Genomic DNA, 17,795 nt, shown 5'->3' on the forward strand with positions numbered 1-17,795 from the left:
GAAGGGTGATGAACGTGACAGATGTTGACAGTCGCCCCCGTCCCGGGCAAATCGTACGCATTTTGCGTGGACGTGATGCGGGAAACTTCGCAATTGTTGTTGGCCTGAAACCTCCGCATTTTGTTCTTCTCGCAGATGGTGACTGCAGGAAAATGGACTGCCCCAAGAAGAAGAATATCAGGCATATTCAAGTAACCAACACGATTAATCATGAAGTAGCAGATCTTTTGGAGAAAGACGGTCGTGTGAACAATGCGAAGTTACGATACGCCCTGAACCAGTACCTGCTCAATATGGAGCATAAAGGAGAGTGAATCGATGGCCAAAGAAGATGTGATCGAGGTAGAAGGAATTGTAAAAGAACCTTTACCAAATGCGATGTTTCGTGTAGAGTTGGAAAATGGTCATGAAGTTCTGGCACATGTCTCCGGAAAGATTCGCATGCATTTCATCCGGATCTTGCCAGGGGACAAAGTAACTGTGCAACTTTCACCTTATGATTTATCCCGTGGACGGATCACTTATCGTTACAAGTAACGTCTGCGAGCTGGCCCTAGAAGGAATAGGAGGATGCTGAAATGAAAGTGAGACCTTCAGTAAAGCCTATTTGCGAAAAATGCAAAGTGATTCGTCGCAAAGGGGCTGTCATGGTAATCTGTGAAAATCCAAAGCACAAGCAAAAACAGGGTTAATGACGGGAGGTGTATGAAATGGCGCGTATTGCCGGAATCGATTTGCCACGTGAAAAGCGCGTAGAAATTGCTCTCACATACATTTATGGGATCGGTCGTTCACTATCCAACAAAATCCTGCGTGAAACAGGAGTCAATCCGGATACCCGTGTTCGCGACCTGACTGAAGATGAAGTGACCAAATTGCGTGGCTATATTGATAAGAACCTGGTGATCGAAGGAGATCTTCGCCGGGAAGTGGCTTTAAATATCAAACGGTTGATTGAGATCGGCAGTTACCGTGGAATCCGCCATCGCCGTGGCTTGCCTGTGCGTGGCCAAAGTTCAAAAACGAACGCCCGGACACGCAAAGGTCCACGCCAGACGATAGCGAACAAGAAAAAATAAGGATAGCAAGGAGGGAAAATTGTGGCAAAACGTAAAACAACAACTCAACGTGTTAAACGCCGTGCGAAAAAGAATATTGAATCGGGAACAGCCCATATTCGTTCCACTTTTAACAACACGATTGTAACGATTACTGATCCGCGTGGGAACGCAGTTGCATGGGCAAGCTCCGGGACAATGGGATTTAAAGGGTCCCGCAAAAGCACACCATTTGCAGCGCAAATGGCTGCGGAACAGGCAGCAAAAGTTGCGATGGAAAATGGCATGAAATCAGTAGATGTACTGGTAAAAGGACCGGGAGCAGGTCGTGAGGCGGCAATTCGTTCTCTGCAAGCGGCAGGTTTGGAAGTAAGCTTGATCAAAGACGTAACACCTATCCCTCATAATGGATGTCGTCCACCGAAACGTCGCCGTGTTTAATCTTTGCTTCTAATCTGATCCGTGGTTTATTTTTGCATGAAATGGTGTATACTGGATAAGACTAATTTGTTTGTGTCCTGGTTCCCTAATCCATGCATATTGGCTACAAGTAGGTTGGATTTCGCCCGGAACGCGACGTTCTGAAGGAGGGTTTGTGAGCCGTATGATTGAAATTGAAAAACCGAAGATCGAAGCTGTTGAGATCAGTGAAGATCATCGTTATGGAAAGTTTGTGGTGGAACCCTTAGAACGCGGATACGGCACTACCCTGGGCAACTCTCTGCGCCGTGTATTGCTCTCATCATTGCCAGGAGCCGCCGTTAACGCCATACAGATTGACGGGGTATTGCATGAGTTCTCCACGATTCCGGGAGTTGTGGAGGATACCACAGAAATTATTCTCAATTTGAAACAGTTGGCTTTAAAAATTCATTCGGATGAAGAAAAAATCCTGGAGATTGACTATGAAGGATCGGGAGAAGTAAAAGCACGTGATATTCGGGCTGACAGTGATGTAGAAGTGTTAAACCCGGATCTTCACATCGCTACCCTGAGTGATAACGCCCATCTTCACATTCGAATGAGAGCAAACCGTGGCCGCGGATATGTATCTGCTGAAAAAAACAAACGTGAAGATCAGATGATTGGTGTGATTCCAATTGATTCGATCTACACACCAATTGAACGCGTAAACTACCAAGTGGAAAACACTCGGGTTGGACAAGTTACCAACTACGATAAATTAACTTTGGAAGTTTGGTCGGATGGCAGCTTGAAGCCGGATGAAGCAGTCAGTCTTGGCGCTAAAATCCTGAATGAACATCTTATGTTGTTTGTCGGCTTGACCGAACAGGCAAAAGACGCTGAGATCATGGTCGAAAAAGAAGAAGATAAAAAAGAAAAAGTTATGGAAATGACAATTGAAGAGCTCGACCTCTCCGTACGTTCATATAACTGTCTAAAGCGGGCTGGCATCAACACGGTTCAGGAGCTGACGCAAAAAACGGAAGAAGACATGATGAAAGTGCGCAACCTTGGGCGCAAATCGCTTGAAGAAGTTCAGGAAAAGTTGCATGAACTTGGACTTTCTTTGCGCAAAGACGATTAAGACGGTAGGGGGAGGGAAGTAGAATGGCATATGCAAAATTGGGCAGAAACAGTGGTGCGCGTAAAGCGTTGCTCCGCGATTTGGTGACGGACCTGATTATCAATGAACGGATTGAAACCACTGAAGCCAAAGCAAAAGAAGTGCGTTCCATCGTGGAAAAAATGATTACGCTCGGGAAACGCGGAGATTTGCATGCGCGTCGTCAGGCAGCTGCGTTTGTTCGCAAAACCCGTTCCAACACGGTAAAAGAGGGGGACGAAGTAACCCATCAAAAAGTGGATGCCGTGAAAAAACTGTTTGATGAAATTGCTCCTCGTTATCAAGAGCGTAATGGCGGTTACACCCGCATTCTCAAGTTAGGGCCTCGCCGGGGTGACGGCGCACCAATGGTCTTTCTTGAACTTGTCGAGGAGTGATCTTATTCGTTCCAAAGGGTGAGGGCAGGATCCAAAACTGGTCCTGACGTTTACCCTTTTTTCTTTTAAGGAGATAAGATGGATGGAACCGATCATTCAGTTTGAACATGTTTGGTTTCGTTATCAGGTTGATGAACCGGATCCTCCCTGGGTATTGAAAGATATTCGGTTAAACATTGATCCAGGTGAATACGTGAGCATCGTCGGGAACAATGGTTCCGGCAAATCGACACTGGCCCGGCTGGCAAACGGTCTTTTGCTTCCCACAAAAGGCCGGGTCATGATATCGGGCATGGAAACCTCATCAGAACAGGACATATGGCAAATACGCCGCACAGTAGGAATGGTTTTTCAAAATCCTGAAAATCAAATCGTTGCGACATCGGTTGAGGATGATATTGCTTTTGGTTTGGAAAATATCGGGGTTCCCCCTTTGCAAATGGAAGAAAAAATAAAAAATGCCGTAAAAGCGGTGGGACTCGAAGGATTTGAACATCATGAACCCCATACCCTTTCAGGCGGTCAAAAGCAGCGCTTGGCGATTGCCGGAGTGATTGTTCTGGAACCGGATGTGATCATATTTGACGAATCGACTTCCATGCTGGATCCGGTTGGACGGAAAACTATATTAGAAATAATGCAGTCCCTGAATCGCAGAGGAAAGACGATCATCCATATCACCCACTCTGCAGAAGAAGCATTCATGGCTGATCGCATGATCGTGATGCACCAGGGAGAATGCAAGCTGGATGAAGCGACAGGCCGGTTGTATCAGGAGGCTATGCGCCTGAAAGAGTGGGAATTGGATGTTCCGCTTGAAATTGAACTGTGGGACCGACTTCGGCAAAAAGGCTGGCCCCTGCCAGACAAGATTATCAACAAAGAGGAACTGGTAAGTGAAATATGGAGATTGTTGTCAAGGACCTAAGTGTTGTCTACATGCCGGATACCCCTTATGAGAAACAGGCCTTGTCGCATATTGACCTGAGAATTGAGAGCGGATGTTTTGCGGCGATTGCCGGAGCAACCGGATCGGGCAAGTCTACACTCATCCAGTGTATGGCCGGCTTAATCCGCCCCGCATCGGGACAGGTCCAGGTTGGTGATAAAATCTTCCATGCCGGTAGCAAATCTGGTGCTGCGCTGAGAAAACACGTGGGAATCGTTTTTCAATATCCGGAACATCAATTGTTTGAAGAAACGATTGCCAAGGATATTGCTTTTGGATTGAAAAACAGAGGAATCACCGAGCCGAAACTCGACCGTGAGGTTCATCGGATGATGGATCTGGTTGGTTTGCCGGGAGAATTGTCTGACCGCTCGCCTTTCCACTTGAGTGGCGGGCAGATGAGGCGGGTGGCGATTGCCGGTATCTTGGCCCTGAAACCGGATGTTCTGATCATGGATGAGCCAACAGCGGGATTGGATCGGCAAGGAAAACAGGAGTTGTTCCGTTTGTTAAAAGATCTGCACGAAAAGCAGGGCTTGACTGTCATCCTGGTAACGCATGATATGAATGATGTTGCCAAATATGCGGATCAGGTTTTCGTGCTCAGTGGCGGGAAACTGGCTCTCTCCGGTACACCAGCTGAAGTATTTGAACAATATCAGATCTGGCAGGAGTTATCATTGGAGCTGCCGCAGGTTTCCCAACTGGTTGCAAAAATAAACGAACAATTGGATGTCCCGCTTCCTTACTCCATATTTACTCTGGAAGAACTGGAACAGAGCCTTGCAAAAAGGTTTGTCCAAAGGGAGGCGCCAACATGAACGGGTTTATCGTCGGGATGTATTTGCCAGGAGATTCTTTTGTCCATCAATTGGATCCCCGGGCCAAACTGGGATTTGCCTTCATCTTCATGTTCATGGTTTTTTTCGCCGATCGTCTTTTGGCTTGCGCGATTTTTCTTGCTTTTGTCCTCGTTGCCATCCATATTGCCAAAGTTCCATACCGCCTGTTTTTTACAGCACTCAAACCAATTATTTTTATCATCCTTTTATCCTCATTGCTGCACTTGTGGATGACCAAAGGCGGAGAAATGATTCTGGCTTTTCCCGGCATAACCATTTACGAGGAAGGAATCCGGCAAGCAGGCATCATTTCAATTCGGCTTCTGTTGCTGGTGGCGATTGCTTCATTGCTGACATTTACGACATCTCCTGTTGATCTGACAGACGGAATGGAGAGCCTTTTGTCCCCGTTAAGAAAAATCGGGGTTCCTGCACATGAACTGGCCTTGATGATGTCGATTGCACTCAGGTTTATTCCTACCTTGTGGGAAGAAACGGAAAAGATTCGCAAAGCCCAGATGGCACGCGGGATCGATTTTGAAGAGGGGCATATTCTAAAACGGTTGAAAAAACATCTTCCGATTCTTATTCCTTTGTTCATCTCTGCTTTCCGCCGGGCTGAAGACCTGGCATTGGCGATGGAAGCCAGGTGCTATCGCGGTTCGGAAGGAAGGACCAAGTGGCGTCAGCTTCATTACACCCGCAGGGATCTTTGGCTGTTACTGATCCTGATCCTGCTGGGAATGGTTCTGTTGATTTTCCGCCACTAGGAGGTGCAAGTCAGATTGAAAAAGATCAAACTGACCGTTGCCTATGACGGAACGGATTTTTCCGGTTTTCAGAAGCAGCCGGGGCGCCGGACGGTTCAGGGGACGCTGGAAGAAGTGTTGGGGAGAATCACTGGCGAATCTGTTCAGATCTATGGTTCTGGCCGGACAGATGCCGGTGTGCATGCCTTGGGTCAGGTTTGTCATTTTACAACGTCTGGTTTGATTCCCGTGGAAAAATACCCCTATATTTTACGGAGAACCTTGCCTCGTGATTTGCTGGTCTATGCAGCCGAAGAAGTTCCCCACGATTTTCATGCCCAAAAAAGTGCCATGTGGAAGACTTACAGGTATCAACTGGATCTGCAGCCGCTCCCGGGAATTTTTGAACGCCGCTACCGCACACATGTACCGGTATCGCTTGATATCGGAGCTATGCAGGAAGCAGCAAACCATCTGACCGGCACGCATGATTTTACCTCGTTCTGTTCCGCCAAAACTGAAGTGATTGACCGGGTGCGCACCATCTTCCGCTGCCAGGTCTGTCAGGAAGCGGGAGGCCTGGTCATTGAAGTGACCGGAAACGGATTTCTTTACAACATGGTGCGAATAATTGCGGGAACTTTGGTGGAAGTAGGGAAAAAACGGGTGAAACCGGAAGAGATTCCTTTCATTATCCAAGCAAAAGACCGGCAAAAGGCTGGGCCTACCTTTCCGCCGGAAGGGCTTGTTCTGGTTCAGGTCGGATATCATCCCTGGACAGATAATTATGCCCGGGAATCTTGACATTGTATGCTATTTGCGATATGATAACGCTTGGTATTTTCCACTCCATGCCCCGGTGGAGTAATGTTCGGCGCAAAAATTTGTCACTTGAAAAATGCTTCTAACCGAAGACAGGAACGGATCTCCGTTTTTTGATAGAGGAGGGATTACGATGCGTACCACATATATGGCAAAGCCCAATGAAGTGGAACGGAAATGGTATGTGGTTGATGCCAAAGGCAAAAGACTGGGCCGTCTGGCATCGGAAATAGCGATATTGCTTCGCGGAAAACATAAGCCTGAGTTTACCCCACATGTGGATACAGGCGACTTCGTGATTGTAATCAATGCAAATCAAGTCGAATTGACCGGCAAAAAATGGGCCAAGAAAATGTATTATCGCCATTCCCAATATCCGGGCGGATTGAAGGCGACCCCGGCACATGAAATGCGTGACAAGCATCCGGAACGGTTGATCCAGTTCGCAGTGAAAGGCATGCTTCCAAAGGGGAGACTTGGTCGTCAACAGTTGAAAAAATTAAAAGTATATGCGGGTTCCGAGCATCCTCATCAGGCACAACAGCCAGTTGAGTGGGAACTGCGCGGATAATAAAAGGAGGTAACCGATTTGGCACAAGTTCAATTTTATGGAACCGGTCGCCGTAAGGAATCGGTCGCTCGGGTTCGCCTCGTTGCCGGAGATGGACGGATTGTAATCAACGGTCGCAGCATAGATGAATATTTTGGGCTGGAAACTCTTAAAGCCATTGTACGTCAACCTTTGGTATTGACGAATACGTTGGATCGTTATGATGTTCTCGTCAATGTAGCCGGAGGCGGCTTTACAGGGCAAGCAGGAGCCATTCGCCACGGGATTTCCCGCGCACTGCTGAAAATTGATCCGGAGCTTCGTCCAGCTTTGAAAAAAGCCGGCTTCCTGACACGTGACCCACGGATGAAAGAACGTAAAAAATATGGACTCAAAGGCGCACGCCGTGCACCGCAATTCTCAAAACGTTAACATATATATGTATTTCAAAGACTCCCGGGCAAAAAGCCTTGGAGTCTTTCTTATGATTAAAAAAGCTTGTGAATATTACGTTTAGCATATCCAAAAAAAGCTTGCTACATTGATTAAAAAACACAAATTCACAGAATTGCTATCATGTTTCCCTTTATTCGAAACAGGAGACGGTACAAATAAGGTTCAGGAGCGGTTAGGACTCTCTCAATTATAACGTCCTCCCAAACAGCTTCCTGCGGTTCAACGGTATGAAATCCAAACCGGAACAAGCGGAGGATCTGTGTGAATACATAAACCCGGAAGGATCTAATCCACAAGGTGCCAGTGTTTGTCATGGTTCTCGGCTAATCCCGGGCGATCTATGTGGTCCAAGCGCTGTGACATCCATAGTTTTCTCCCTGCCTGGTTCATGTGGTTGCGTATTTTGGCTGGATTCCTGATATTATCCTGACGGAGCAATGTAAACAGTGGTCTTGGGCATGGGGACGACCGAAATTCGCAGTGCATGACTATTTACCGATTTCGCGGCGATCCCGCGGGTATAAAGCGTTCGGCGTCCGCAAACCGAGGCAAGGTGGAACGAAGCATCCGGTTTGTGAAGGAAAACTTCCTGACCTCTAACGCCGGAACCCGTATTTGCACAAAAAACACCGTGTAAGTCAAGACGGATTTGTCAGTTATAACGGAGTACGATACGGGGTCCCCTGGCACTACAGTGGTCGTGAGGCGACGGTATGTGAGCAGAACGGCCATGTGGAAATCTGGATCGTTCCGAAACTTATTGTCCGTCTACTTCATAAGCCTGAACCTCATTGGGGAAGCTGTGAAGATAACGGTTGGACAAGCGGCTAAGGGTTTGTGTACGGCCTCGGATTCTCATGATCGATGAGGTGTGCTATTTTCCCCTGGACAGCTTGGCAGCCAACTTGTTCTTCCAAGTAGTTAGGGGTATGAATGCGGAAGCATTCTGCTCCTATGAGTGCTTTGTGGACTGGGGTGAGCTCCTTCTTGGTGATTCCATATCGAACAGGTAGACAGAGTAGAACGACTTATTCGACAGGTAAACAAACAGTCGAACTATAGAGAGAGGTATGGGAAAAGCCTGTAGAATGTTTGCTTCGGGAATATATTCATTAATCTCCATTCCTGGAAAGGTAAGTCCTGTACCTGACTTTCTATATCTGTTCCAAGTGATTGTAAGACAATACCTTGTTTAACCATCAAGATTGTTAAAATATAAAGTAAAGAAACTCCAACCCAACTTAATCCTCCTGACTAGACATAATGATTCTGTCCTGAAAAAAGTTTCTTAATCAAATGGTTTCAAGGCATTGTTCAGCGAACGGGGATCGATAGCTGATATACGGATGCTGAAGCATCCTTTTTGTCCTGCTAACGAGCATGATGGGTTACCGCCTTATCGTTTTTTATACTCGTGCCAAGGGGGTAAGAAATGATCTCGTTCAATCGTTTTATAATTGGATTTATTGTAAGTTTTGTTTTGCTTACCTGGTGGACGTTCCATTGGATTCCGTATGATTATCCCTCTTACCCATTTTGGATAGTATGGTACATGCAGGCCAGAGACCAACTGTTCAGGGTAAACCAATACGGGTATCTAATTGTTCCAATTTCGTTGTTGATCGGTTTCCTTTTGGGGTACAGGAAGAACAGGAAAAATACCTAATCTTGATGTTTGTTGAACCACGACCAAGGTGTCTGTTACGTGTGGATAGATGTTCATTGTCATTTGAGAGAGACCTGACCAAGAGACCTGACCACTCTTGAACCTTTTTTATGCCGACTCTTGCTTCGAATAATGGGAAACATGTGTATGACGTAACCCGATAGTAATTCTGTTTCACTTCTTGTTTTTGGCGCTTCCACCATTTTGTGTGCATATAGCCCATCGATCTTGGCCCTGGTCATTCTGCGTTTTATTCAGGGTTTTTCCGGTGCTGGTGTCGTCCTGTCTCGTGCTATTGTCCGGGACCTTTATTCAGGTTTTGAGGTAACGAAATTCATGGCCATATTAACACTGATTAATGGGATCATTACGATCATGGCGCCAGTTGCAGGCGGGCAACTGTTGAAAATAACAGATTGGAGAGGGATCTTCTTTATTTTGGGGATTCTTGGCGTTATCATATGTACAAGTGTGATGTTTGGCATAAAGGAATCATTCCAAGCAGACAAGCGTACAGAAAGCGGACTGAAGAATACAGTCTCAAATTTCGGGAATCTGTTCAAAGACAAATCTTTATGGGATATACCCTGACTTCCGGGCTAATCTTTGGGGGATTTTTTGCATATATGTCCGCTTCTCCCTTTGTGCTTCAGGATCTTTACGGATTATCTGCCCAGGAATACAGTTATTCCTTTGCCGTCAATGCAACCGGTGTTATTATCGCACCGCTGTTTGCGGAAAGATTGGCAAAAAAACTTGGTGAAATCAAAATTTTCCTGCATGTGTTATTATTGGCAAGTGTCATTTTGTTGTGTTCGATTCTGTTTAAAGCTGATCTCGCTTTTATTTTACTCGCTTTCTTTTTGATCTTTGCCTGTATGGGAGTGATCAGCATGCTATGCAACTCTTTGGCGCTGCAAAGCCAGGGGCAACATGCGGGAAGTGCTTCAGTATTGTTGGGACTGGTGCCGTTTATTCTGGGGCTATGATAGCTCCGTTAGTTGGAATCGGCGGAGGTTATACCGCAGTGCTGATGGCTATTGTGATCGCAGTATGCGACACAGGTGCATTGGTTTGTTTCAGGAAATGGGTAAGGCAATAGATGCAAAAGAGTTCCCGCTCTCTTTGCCTTTGGAGAAGAAGAAAGAATGATATTAAAGGGAAAGTATTGATAAACAAGGAAAAAATATGTTTTATTTCAGGAGGGGAACATGAAACCGCCGGTTGGGATCCTGCTGGCTATTTCGATCATTGCCGTCTCCTTTGCGGCAATCTTCGTGAAATGGTCTGATGCGCCAGCTACAGTATCCAGCATGTATCGGATGTATTTCGCCAGTGTTTTGTTATTGCCGGTTGTCTGGGCGAAAAAAGGGAAATTCAGGGAGCTGTGCAAAGAAGAATGGCTTTATCTGTCTCTGGCGGGCATATTTTTGGCCCTGCATTTTGCGTTGTGGTTTGGTTCTTTAAAACTGACCACTGTAGCCAGTTCAACCATCATTCTTTCCTTTCAGCCCATCATTGCCCTGGTGGGAGGCTACTTCTTTTACAAGGAAAGAACGAGTATTTCTGTCTTAATGACTATTGGTATTTCGATTACAGGGGCCATAATGATTGGGTGGGGAGATTTCGGGCCAGGCAACCTATCGGCTTTTATTGGTGACATATTGTCTTTTTTTAGCGTGATTGCCGTTGTCTGTTATTTGTTAATCGGTCAAAACAAGGTGAAGAAAATATCCCATTGGATCTACAGTTTTTGTGTGTTCTTTTTTGCCGGTCTCACACTAAATGTATACAACCTTGCCGCAGGGGTTTCAATTGTCGGATATGACCCGCGGGAATGGGCCATTTTTCTGTTATTGGCCATCTTCCCTACCATTGCCCACGTCATATTTAATCTGTTATTAAATTATGTAAACACCACAACGATTTCAATGAGCATTTTGGGAGAACCGGTAGGAGCGACCATCTTGTCTGTCATCCTGTTAGGTGAACAGGTTACCGGTTTGCAGATGGCCGGCGGGTTCTTTGTTTTGCTTGGCGTATTTTTGTTTTTAATCCAAAGAAAGAAAATGAAGCAATTGCAAAACAGTACAAACCATTATCCCATTGAATCATGACGAGAAAACAAAGAAACTGTCACGCATTTGTTGTGACAGTTTCTATAAAGGGGAAGTATAGGTGAAATTTTGGTTAACTACGTTTTTAATAGCTTAATAATAACTTTCCCTTCTTTATTTTTTGATAAACCAACTGATTCATCGGGAGCAGGCAACGATTCCTGTCCATGTTCAAGAAAAACAACCACTACCAATACCTGATGCTATTTGCCAGGAACATACATTTTATCTGTTCTGAAATACCATCATCATACGATGGTATTCATTGTCGCTTTTTTGCATCATTCCATTTTTCCGTGGCAGGCAATCAACCAACTGTTTTTTTCTTTCGTTGATAAATCAGTGTGTATTTCTTCAATATGCTGTTTTATTTGTCCGAATTTTAAGATTCCATTATCATTTGCATTTGAGTCTGCGAAAACTACCTGATACGATTGTCAGGCTGAATATGACAACAATAATTTTTATATGTTTCGCGCCCCTTATCTTACCGATAACGTATGAAGAACCTGTGGGGAAATTCCAATATCCTCGCCAGGAAGGGGATGACAGCAGTGCTCATCGGGTTTCTTCTGAAGTTTCTTTGTCAACACTGACTGGTAAGTAGATCGGACAAAGGAGCAAAATCCGGTGGCGCAAATCTTATATTGGGATGATTGGCAAATAAGAAGAAACGAACAGATCCGCATTAAAGCTTTGTATCTTTTCCCATGGTCCCAACTGGAAAAAATCAAACAGGATTTTATCGACCCGTTTACAAACTACTGGTCAGCAACAAGAAAAATCATGTTGCTTGAGCTGGTATATCGTATTGTATATGAGGCGTATGTAGCGGGGATGATTGAACGCAAGAAGGCAGGGAAAACAAGGTATCCGGTTATCTTCAAACCAGCCGGGCAGGCCGGCAGGAAGAATAAGGGTTCAACAGCCGGGATCCGTATTGAGTCTACTTCTTGTCCTTATTTTCAATTGATTTTGTCCAAAGCGGCTCCTCTTGACATTATGATTCGAAACCGGGAAAAGATTTGCCAGCAGTTAATCGATCAATTGGTCCAGGAATTTTCTGTATTTCGCTGGCTGGATGAATGGAATGTGGAATCGGTTATCATCCTGCTGCAGGAACTGAGCCGCACCTGGTTTCAAAAAGGCTGGGCCGAGTATAATTGAAGGTTTGTACATATCCTGAATTCTCATCCATATACATGAAGATAAGAGGCTGAAGTAAGTGAGGCGAGATGGATGGGAAAATGGATAAAAAGCCGTTGGGCGTGGATCAGTATCGGACTTATTATAATGATGGGCCTGGTCTTATTTTTATTTCCTCCCGACCATATTGTACAAACCTGGGGCATGCCTCTGAGTGGCAAAGTAATCGTTCTGGACCCGGGTCATGGAGGACCTGATGGTGGGGCAGTCAGTCAGTCCGGGATACAGGAAAAAGATATTGCCTTGCAGATCGTCTTTTATCTGCGTGATTATTTGCAAGAGGCAGGAGCGTTGGTTTATCTGACAAGGGAAAAGGATCAGGATTTGGCTTCCCCCGGGAAGGAAAGGCTTCGCTCAAGAAAAGCAGAGGATTTGATGCGGAGGATCCATTTTGTTAAGGAAAAAAAGGCAGATGCACTGATCAGCATTCATTTGAATGCGATTCCTTCCCCTTTGTGGTCTGGGGCACAAACATTTTATTTTCCGGCAAAAGAAGAAAATAAGCGTCTTGCTGCATTTATCCAGTCGGAACTGGTACGTAACCTGGAAAATACAAAACGGTTTGCCAAACAAAAAGGGGATGTTTATATTCTCAGGACATCACCGGTACCGACAGCACTGGTTGAGGTTGGATTCTTATCCCATCCCGGTGAAGCAGAACTTCTGGCCGATACAAGGTATCAGAAAAAAATTGCAGCATCGATTTTCCTGGGAATTATTCAGTATTATACCGGAAAGGAAGCTCCTCCTATGGTTGATGAATGATGTGCTATAATGGAAAAGAATTCGCTTACGATCGAGGTGCTTAGGGATGTTAACCAGGGAAAAAGTATTAGATGCGTTAAAGGAAGTAAAAGATCCAGAGATCAATCGGAGCCTCGTTGAATTGAATATGATTCGAAATATCCGGATCGATGGAAAAAAGGTTTCATTGGATGTTGTTTTAACGATCCAGGGTTGCCCATTAAAAGTGAAAATCCAGGAAGATGTGGAACGGGCCTTGTATCAGTTAGGTGCTGAAAAAGTGGATATTCAGATAAAATCCATGACAGATGAAGAAAGAGCTGCTTTGTCAGCCAAATTGCGCCAGAGGCAGGGGGCAAGCCAGAAAGCAAAAGTTCCGCCACTGCTTGACTCTTCATCGGAAACGCAATTTATTGCCGTGGCAAGCGGTAAGGGAGGTGTCGGCAAATCCACCGTTACCGTAAACCTTGCTGTTAACCTGGCCCGGGCCGGCAAAAAAGTCGGGATCATCGATGCGGATATTTATGGTTTCAGTGTTCCGGATATGATGGGAATCGAAAACCGTCCCGTTGTAATCGGAGAAACCATATTGCCGGTGGAACGGTTTGGGGTCAAAGTGATGTCAATGGGCTTTTTTGTGGAAGACAATACGCCGGTGGTGTGGCGCGGCCCCATGCTGGGAAAAATGCTAAACAACTTTTTCAGTGAAGTTCACTGGGGCGAACTTGACTACATGCTGCTGGATCTGCCTCCTGGCACAGGTGATGTAGCTTTGGACATTCATCAAATGATTCCTTGCAGTAAAGAAATTATTGTAACTACTCCCCATGCAACAGCGGCATTTGTAGCGGCCCGTGCCGGAGCCATGGCCCATGCAACCAGACATGAAGTGCTCGGTGTGGTTGAAAACATGTCCTGGTATGAAAATAAATATGGTGAACGGGAATATGTCTTCGGTTACGGGGGCGGCGAAAAATTGGCCAAGGAATTAAAGGCTGATTTGCTGGTACAAATTCCTTTGGGAGTTCCCGAATATAAAAAAACGGACGATCCCGATTTTGCACCATCGGTTTATGCTCCGGATCATCCGATTGGGAAAAAATACGGGGAACTGGCACAAAAAGTTCTGGAAAAAACGGCAAAAAACTGAGCGAAAGAAGGAGGCGGTTTAAGAACCGCCTCCACCCTGACTTTCGCTACCCTGGCTTCCCCCGCCCTGGCTTTCTCCCCCTTGCTCTTCTTCTCCGCCCTGCTCCTGTTGGCCGGCCTGTTTTAAAACTTGTCCCAATTTTTTCTGTATGCTTGGGACTTGCATCAATTCTTCCATGATTTTTCTTGTTTCCTCCCGGTATTTTTGACTCTTGAGTACTTGCAGCAATTGTTCTGACATTTGCGGGTCTTTAAAGATCTCGATCAGCATTTTTTGGTATTCGGGATCTTTCATCAATGTTTTCAATAATTGCTTGGTTTGTTCCTCAGTTGCCTGAGCCAGATTTGAGGCAACTTCCGGTTTTTTAAGGATGCCTTCCCATTCCTTTTTCGTTTTGGGATCAGTAAACGTTCGGGAGAGTGCTTTTTCCAATTCCTGTGATTTCATCATTACTTTTTGTTTAAATTCCGGTTCCTGCATCAATTCTTCGAGGACTTTTTTTCCTTCTCCCGTATGCATGATATCCAGCGTGATTTCCTTGATTTTCTGATAATCGGGTTCGGCTGGCTGGGATTGATTAGAGCTGCATGATACGATTACAAACAGTGGTACAATGATTGTCAGTATCCATTTTAAACATTGCATATTTGGTTCCTCCGTTTCACCAGCTTGCTCCTCTTTAATATGCGAGTTTTTGGTGAGGATTATGCCTGAATTGGTGTCAAATAAGTGCGAATTCTGATACAATCAGTACATAAAACCAAACAGGAGAGACAGCCATGACTCTAAAAAAGCTGATTTACTGGTTTGTTACGACACTGGTAATCGGATGCCTGGCCGCAGTTACGATCGGTGTTTCTTTTGAACAGTTTGCCGGTCAGGAAATGGTTGGCACCATCACCGGTGAGCTTTTGCTTGGCTTGACCCTGGGTGCTGTGGCAGAACTGGGTTTTTTCGCATTTTTGGTTTTCAACTGGTTGGCCAAGGGACTGTTAAGAAACAAAACCGTTTATGACAGTGTGATGTTTTTGCTGATTCTTGTCCTGCTGGGGAATTTAATATACCTGAACCATGTGAAGTATAGTGGTGAATCTTTTTGGCTTCATCTCGTAATTCCTGCAGTGATGGTCCTGTCGGCGATGATTGTAGCCAGTCTGAAGAAGAAACAGACAAATTCCGGTGCATACATTCCTACTCTTTTTTACATGATTGCGGCCACAGCTATTGAAGCAATTCCCTCGCTGAATCCGAAAGAAGGCGAAATTCCGTTTCTCATCATTATGCATTCGGTCCTGGTTTTGCTTGTTTGCAATGCGTGGCAGATTCTCCAGTTGCATCGCTGGATTCAAGTTACGTCTGCCAGGAATAAAGGGAAAACTCAAAAGAATAAAAAAAGACAAGTCGATTCTGTTCGTTGACCACGAACGGAATCGACTTTTTCTTATATAAATGGATTACATATGCTATGCTTATGTAGGTGAATTATTTTTCAACTGAATTGGTGTCGACTTCAGAACCGGCAATTAATTCCGATACAGTGACAAATTCATAACCTTTGGCGCGTAAGCCATCAATAATTTCCGGCAGTGCTTCATGGGTCTGGCGGCAGGAATCACTGGCATGCATGAGGATGATATCCCCAGGGTGTGCCTTGGACAAAACGCGGTTTACGATTTCTTCTTTTCCGGGATTCATCCAGTCTCTTGAGTCGGTGTCCCATTGAATGGTCTTGTAGCCAAGCCTGTCTGCAATCCGCAGGACACGTTTATCAAAATCACCATTGGGAAAGCGAATCAGTTTTGGCTTTTTTCCGGTTACCTTTTGCAGGATCTCGTCAGCCTTCAGGATTTGTGTCCGTATTTGCTCTTCACTGTATTGGCTGTAATTATCATGCCGGTGTCCATGACTGCCGATTTCATAGCCCATATTGGTAATGCGCTTGACAAGGTCAGGATGGCTTTCTGCCCATGGGGATGAAAGAAAGAAAGTTGCTTTTTTCAATCCTTTTTGTTCCAGTACATTCAGGATGGGGCTGGTCCGTTCTTCTCCCCAGCTGATATCAAAAGTCAGAGCCACCTGTTTTTTACCGGTATCCACACTGTAAATTGCGGACGGGCCAGGATCAATGGGAACAAATACCTGAATGTTTTTATTTTCAGCATAAAAGACCCCAGCGGCAAACAATAGCACAAAAAGAATGAGAAGACTGCGCTTTAGGCGTTTTCCCGAAAGCACGAGGAAAAAATTCATGGATGTTCCCTCCCCGAGAATCAACATTTACCTTAAATTTATGCGATCGGATGAGGGATATGATTGTTTGTCCGAAAAAGGAGTGGAAGTATGGAAAAATGGTGGTTGGCGATAAAAGAAGAGAGAAAATACTTCGGCATGGTGACCATCGTATTTTTGACCAGTGCCATCGCCGGTTATTTTAACGGAGATTCATTAATTGAGTGGCTGAAGCAGGCCGGAGTGTTTGGTGAAATTGAAAAAGTGGTCCAGTCGATTAACAGTGACCCGTCGTTTTTCAATGCGTTTACGACGATCTTCTTTCACAACCTCTTGGCATCAGTAGTAATCATTTTTTTTGGAGCCTTGTTTTTCGGGATCTATCCGTTTTTTACGATACTGGTCAATGGAATGATGTTGGGAACAGCATTGCTTATGACCGCCAAGTTGTCAGGGGAAAACCCCTGGGTAATCTTTGTTCATTCGATTTTGCCACATGGAATCATGGAACTGCCGGCAGTGGTGATGGCGGCGGGGATTGGAGTCCATTTGGGAACAGCGCTATTCCGGCGTCTCCTTTCGTTTTTTGTGCCGGCGCGTTTGGAAGCAAGCGTTGCGGAATGGAAAGCTATTCGCCAGCACCTGGGGCCCAATCTTGTGGTCATTGTGATTCTGTTATTTTGCGCGGCACTCATAGAATCAGCCTTGATTTTGTATGGTGTTTCCTAGGAGCAATTTAGATAGAAATAATTGTGACAAGGGAAAGCAACATGTATTTCCGAAAATACACCTTCTGGGCATACGATTTCAATGGATGCGGCAACGGAAGTCGGCGGGGAAAACAAGGGCCGCTGCCAGCAGAAACGGTTTTGTCAGCAGCTGCAACTTCTGCCATTGATATTGTAGAGATTTTGCCGAAAATGTGCCTGGATGTTGAAGGATTTTCAATAGCAATTAGGGGGCAGCGGGCAGAGGAATATCCCCGCCGGTTTACGGAAATCCACAAGTATGACGTGTTAAAGGGATCTCTTCGTGAAGAAGGTTCGCCGGGCTGTGTAGTTGTCACTGGATAAATATCGTTCGGTTTCCAATTCGTCAAATAGCTGGATTACAAGCAGTTTCGAAATTAATGGCAAAAGGTTTGAAATGGAATTGTAATCGTAGTGTGTGGGGATTTATTGTTTCCACACATTTTTCGATTTTATTATAAAAAAGTATTGACATCTTGATTATAGGGTGATAAGATATCAAATGTCGCCGCGAGAAAGCGGCAACAAACAAAACAAAGTGTT

The 17,795-nt window shown here is 45.2% G+C and carries 24 protein-coding genes and 1 pseudogene; 23 read left to right on the forward strand and 2 right to left on the reverse strand.

All coding sequences use genetic code 11. The features are described from left to right. Window positions 1-8 precede the first annotated feature (8 nt). The 20 genes and pseudogenes from H2C83_RS13110 to salA all read left to right on the forward strand — a co-directional run bounded on the left by H2C83_RS13110 (window position 9) and on the right by salA (window position 14,274). On the forward strand, window positions 9-314 hold the full coding sequence (locus H2C83_RS13110) for a KOW domain-containing RNA-binding protein (protein WP_220184166.1): 306 nt from the start codon (window positions 9-11) through the stop codon (window positions 312-314). Window positions 315-318: 4 nt separating this feature from the next. Continuing rightward, window positions 319-537, forward strand: a complete 219-nt coding sequence (gene infA, locus H2C83_RS13115) for a translation initiation factor IF-1 (RefSeq protein ID WP_037997807.1) — start codon at window positions 319-321, stop codon at window positions 535-537. Between the two features lie 41 nt (window positions 538-578). Further along, window positions 579-692: a 50S ribosomal protein L36 gene (gene rpmJ, locus H2C83_RS13120; protein WP_022738894.1), complete on the forward strand. Its 114-nt coding sequence runs from the start codon at window positions 579-581 to the stop codon at window positions 690-692. Between the two features lie 18 nt (window positions 693-710). Next, window positions 711-1,079 carry a 30S ribosomal protein S13 gene (gene rpsM / locus H2C83_RS13125; protein ID WP_181741483.1) on the forward strand — a complete coding sequence of 123 codons (369 nt, stop codon included), beginning with the start codon at window positions 711-713 and terminating at the stop codon, window positions 1,077-1,079. A 21-nt stretch (window positions 1,080-1,100) separates the two neighbouring features. Next, window positions 1,101-1,499, forward strand: coding sequence for a 30S ribosomal protein S11 (rpsK, locus tag H2C83_RS13130; protein ID WP_181741485.1), 399 nt, complete (start codon window positions 1,101-1,103; stop codon window positions 1,497-1,499). A 163-nt stretch (window positions 1,500-1,662) separates the two neighbouring features. Further along, a complete protein-coding gene (locus H2C83_RS13135) occupies window positions 1,663-2,607 on the forward strand; it encodes a DNA-directed RNA polymerase subunit alpha (protein WP_181741539.1) in 945 nt (314 codons plus the stop codon). A 23-nt stretch (window positions 2,608-2,630) separates the two neighbouring features. After that, complete coding sequence (gene rplQ / locus H2C83_RS13140; protein ID WP_181741487.1) at window positions 2,631-3,023, forward strand: 50S ribosomal protein L17; 393 nt, start codon at window positions 2,631-2,633, stop codon at window positions 3,021-3,023. A gap of 82 nt (window positions 3,024-3,105) precedes the next feature. Further along, entirely contained in the window at window positions 3,106-3,951 is an 846-nt protein-coding gene (locus H2C83_RS13145; RefSeq protein WP_181741489.1) for an energy-coupling factor transporter ATPase, read from the forward strand. After that, on the forward strand, window positions 3,927-4,793 hold the full coding sequence (locus H2C83_RS13150) for an energy-coupling factor transporter ATPase (protein WP_181741492.1): 867 nt from the start codon (window positions 3,927-3,929) through the stop codon (window positions 4,791-4,793). Before H2C83_RS13145 ends, H2C83_RS13150 begins: the two co-directional genes overlap by 25 nt. After that, window positions 4,790-5,584, forward strand: a complete 795-nt coding sequence (locus H2C83_RS13155; RefSeq protein ID WP_181741494.1) for an energy-coupling factor transporter transmembrane component T family protein — start codon at window positions 4,790-4,792, stop codon at window positions 5,582-5,584. Before H2C83_RS13150 ends, H2C83_RS13155 begins: the two co-directional genes overlap by 4 nt. Window positions 5,585-5,599: 15 nt before the next feature. Further along, entirely contained in the window at window positions 5,600-6,367 is a 768-nt protein-coding gene (gene truA / locus H2C83_RS13160) for a tRNA pseudouridine(38-40) synthase TruA (RefSeq protein ID WP_181741496.1), read from the forward strand. Between the two features lie 151 nt (window positions 6,368-6,518). Then, window positions 6,519-6,956 carry a 50S ribosomal protein L13 gene (gene rplM, locus H2C83_RS13165; RefSeq protein ID WP_181741498.1) on the forward strand — a complete coding sequence of 146 codons (438 nt, stop codon included), beginning with the start codon at window positions 6,519-6,521 and terminating at the stop codon, window positions 6,954-6,956. Window positions 6,957-6,974: 18 nt separating this feature from the next. Next, on the forward strand, window positions 6,975-7,367 hold the full coding sequence (gene rpsI, locus H2C83_RS13170; RefSeq protein ID WP_181741500.1) for a 30S ribosomal protein S9: 393 nt from the start codon (window positions 6,975-6,977) through the stop codon (window positions 7,365-7,367). A 639-nt stretch (window positions 7,368-8,006) separates the two neighbouring features. After that, window positions 8,007-8,222, forward strand: coding sequence for a Mu transposase domain-containing protein (locus H2C83_RS13175; protein WP_181741502.1), 216 nt, complete (start codon window positions 8,007-8,009; stop codon window positions 8,220-8,222). A 26-nt stretch (window positions 8,223-8,248) separates the two neighbouring features. After that, window positions 8,249-8,404 (forward strand): hypothetical protein, encoded by a 156-nt coding sequence (locus tag H2C83_RS18595; RefSeq protein ID WP_220184167.1) that lies wholly within the window; start codon window positions 8,249-8,251, stop codon window positions 8,402-8,404. A gap of 881 nt (window positions 8,405-9,285) precedes the next feature. After that, window positions 9,286-10,046: pseudogene (locus H2C83_RS17825) on the forward strand (MFS transporter). A gap of 222 nt (window positions 10,047-10,268) precedes the next feature. Continuing rightward, window positions 10,269-11,174 (forward strand): DMT family transporter, encoded by a 906-nt coding sequence (locus H2C83_RS13190; RefSeq protein ID WP_181741508.1) that lies wholly within the window; start codon window positions 10,269-10,271, stop codon window positions 11,172-11,174. 630 nt (window positions 11,175-11,804) lie between these two features. Continuing rightward, window positions 11,805-12,341, forward strand: a complete 537-nt coding sequence (locus tag H2C83_RS13195; protein WP_181741511.1) for a hypothetical protein — start codon at window positions 11,805-11,807, stop codon at window positions 12,339-12,341. A gap of 72 nt (window positions 12,342-12,413) precedes the next feature. After that, entirely contained in the window at window positions 12,414-13,145 is a 732-nt protein-coding gene (cwlD, locus tag H2C83_RS13200; protein ID WP_181741513.1) for an N-acetylmuramoyl-L-alanine amidase CwlD, read from the forward strand. A 46-nt stretch (window positions 13,146-13,191) separates the two neighbouring features. Continuing rightward, window positions 13,192-14,274 carry an iron-sulfur carrier protein/transcriptional regulator SalA gene (gene salA / locus H2C83_RS13205; RefSeq protein WP_181741515.1) on the forward strand — a complete coding sequence of 361 codons (1,083 nt, stop codon included), beginning with the start codon at window positions 13,192-13,194 and terminating at the stop codon, window positions 14,272-14,274. A gap of 18 nt (window positions 14,275-14,292) precedes the next feature. On the opposite strand, the gene gerD is transcribed toward salA, so the two are convergent. Continuing rightward, window positions 14,293-14,919, reverse strand: coding sequence for a spore germination lipoprotein GerD (gene gerD / locus H2C83_RS13210; protein WP_181741517.1), 627 nt, complete (start codon window positions 14,917-14,919; stop codon window positions 14,293-14,295). 134 nt (window positions 14,920-15,053) lie between these two features. Here gerD and H2C83_RS13215 point away from each other — a divergent pair, with 134 nt between their 5' ends. Beyond that, complete coding sequence (locus tag H2C83_RS13215) at window positions 15,054-15,692, forward strand: KinB-signaling pathway activation protein (RefSeq protein ID WP_181741519.1); 639 nt, start codon at window positions 15,054-15,056, stop codon at window positions 15,690-15,692. Between the two features lie 64 nt (window positions 15,693-15,756). On the opposite strand, the gene pdaB is transcribed toward H2C83_RS13215, so the two are convergent. Continuing rightward, window positions 15,757-16,524: a polysaccharide deacetylase family sporulation protein PdaB gene (pdaB, locus tag H2C83_RS13220; RefSeq protein ID WP_181741521.1), complete on the reverse strand. Its 768-nt coding sequence runs from the start codon at window positions 16,522-16,524 to the stop codon at window positions 15,757-15,759. 90 nt (window positions 16,525-16,614) lie between these two features. Here pdaB and H2C83_RS13225 point away from each other — a divergent pair, with 90 nt between their 5' ends. Both H2C83_RS13225 and H2C83_RS13230 read left to right on the forward strand, forming a co-directional pair. Further along, on the forward strand, window positions 16,615-17,232 hold the full coding sequence (locus H2C83_RS13225) for a stage II sporulation protein M (protein WP_181741523.1): 618 nt from the start codon (window positions 16,615-16,617) through the stop codon (window positions 17,230-17,232). A gap of 41 nt (window positions 17,233-17,273) precedes the next feature. Then, the gene (locus H2C83_RS13230; RefSeq protein WP_220184168.1) at window positions 17,274-17,576 is read left to right on the forward strand and encodes an OsmC family protein; all 303 of its coding nucleotides are present in this window, start codon (window positions 17,274-17,276) and stop codon (window positions 17,574-17,576) included. Window positions 17,577-17,795 lie beyond the last annotated feature (219 nt).

Origin of the sequence: Thermoactinomyces mirandus (assembly GCF_013868055.1) — a bacterium.
Lineage (GTDB): Bacteria > Bacillota > Bacilli > Thermoactinomycetales > Thermoactinomycetaceae > Thermoactinomyces > Thermoactinomyces mirandus.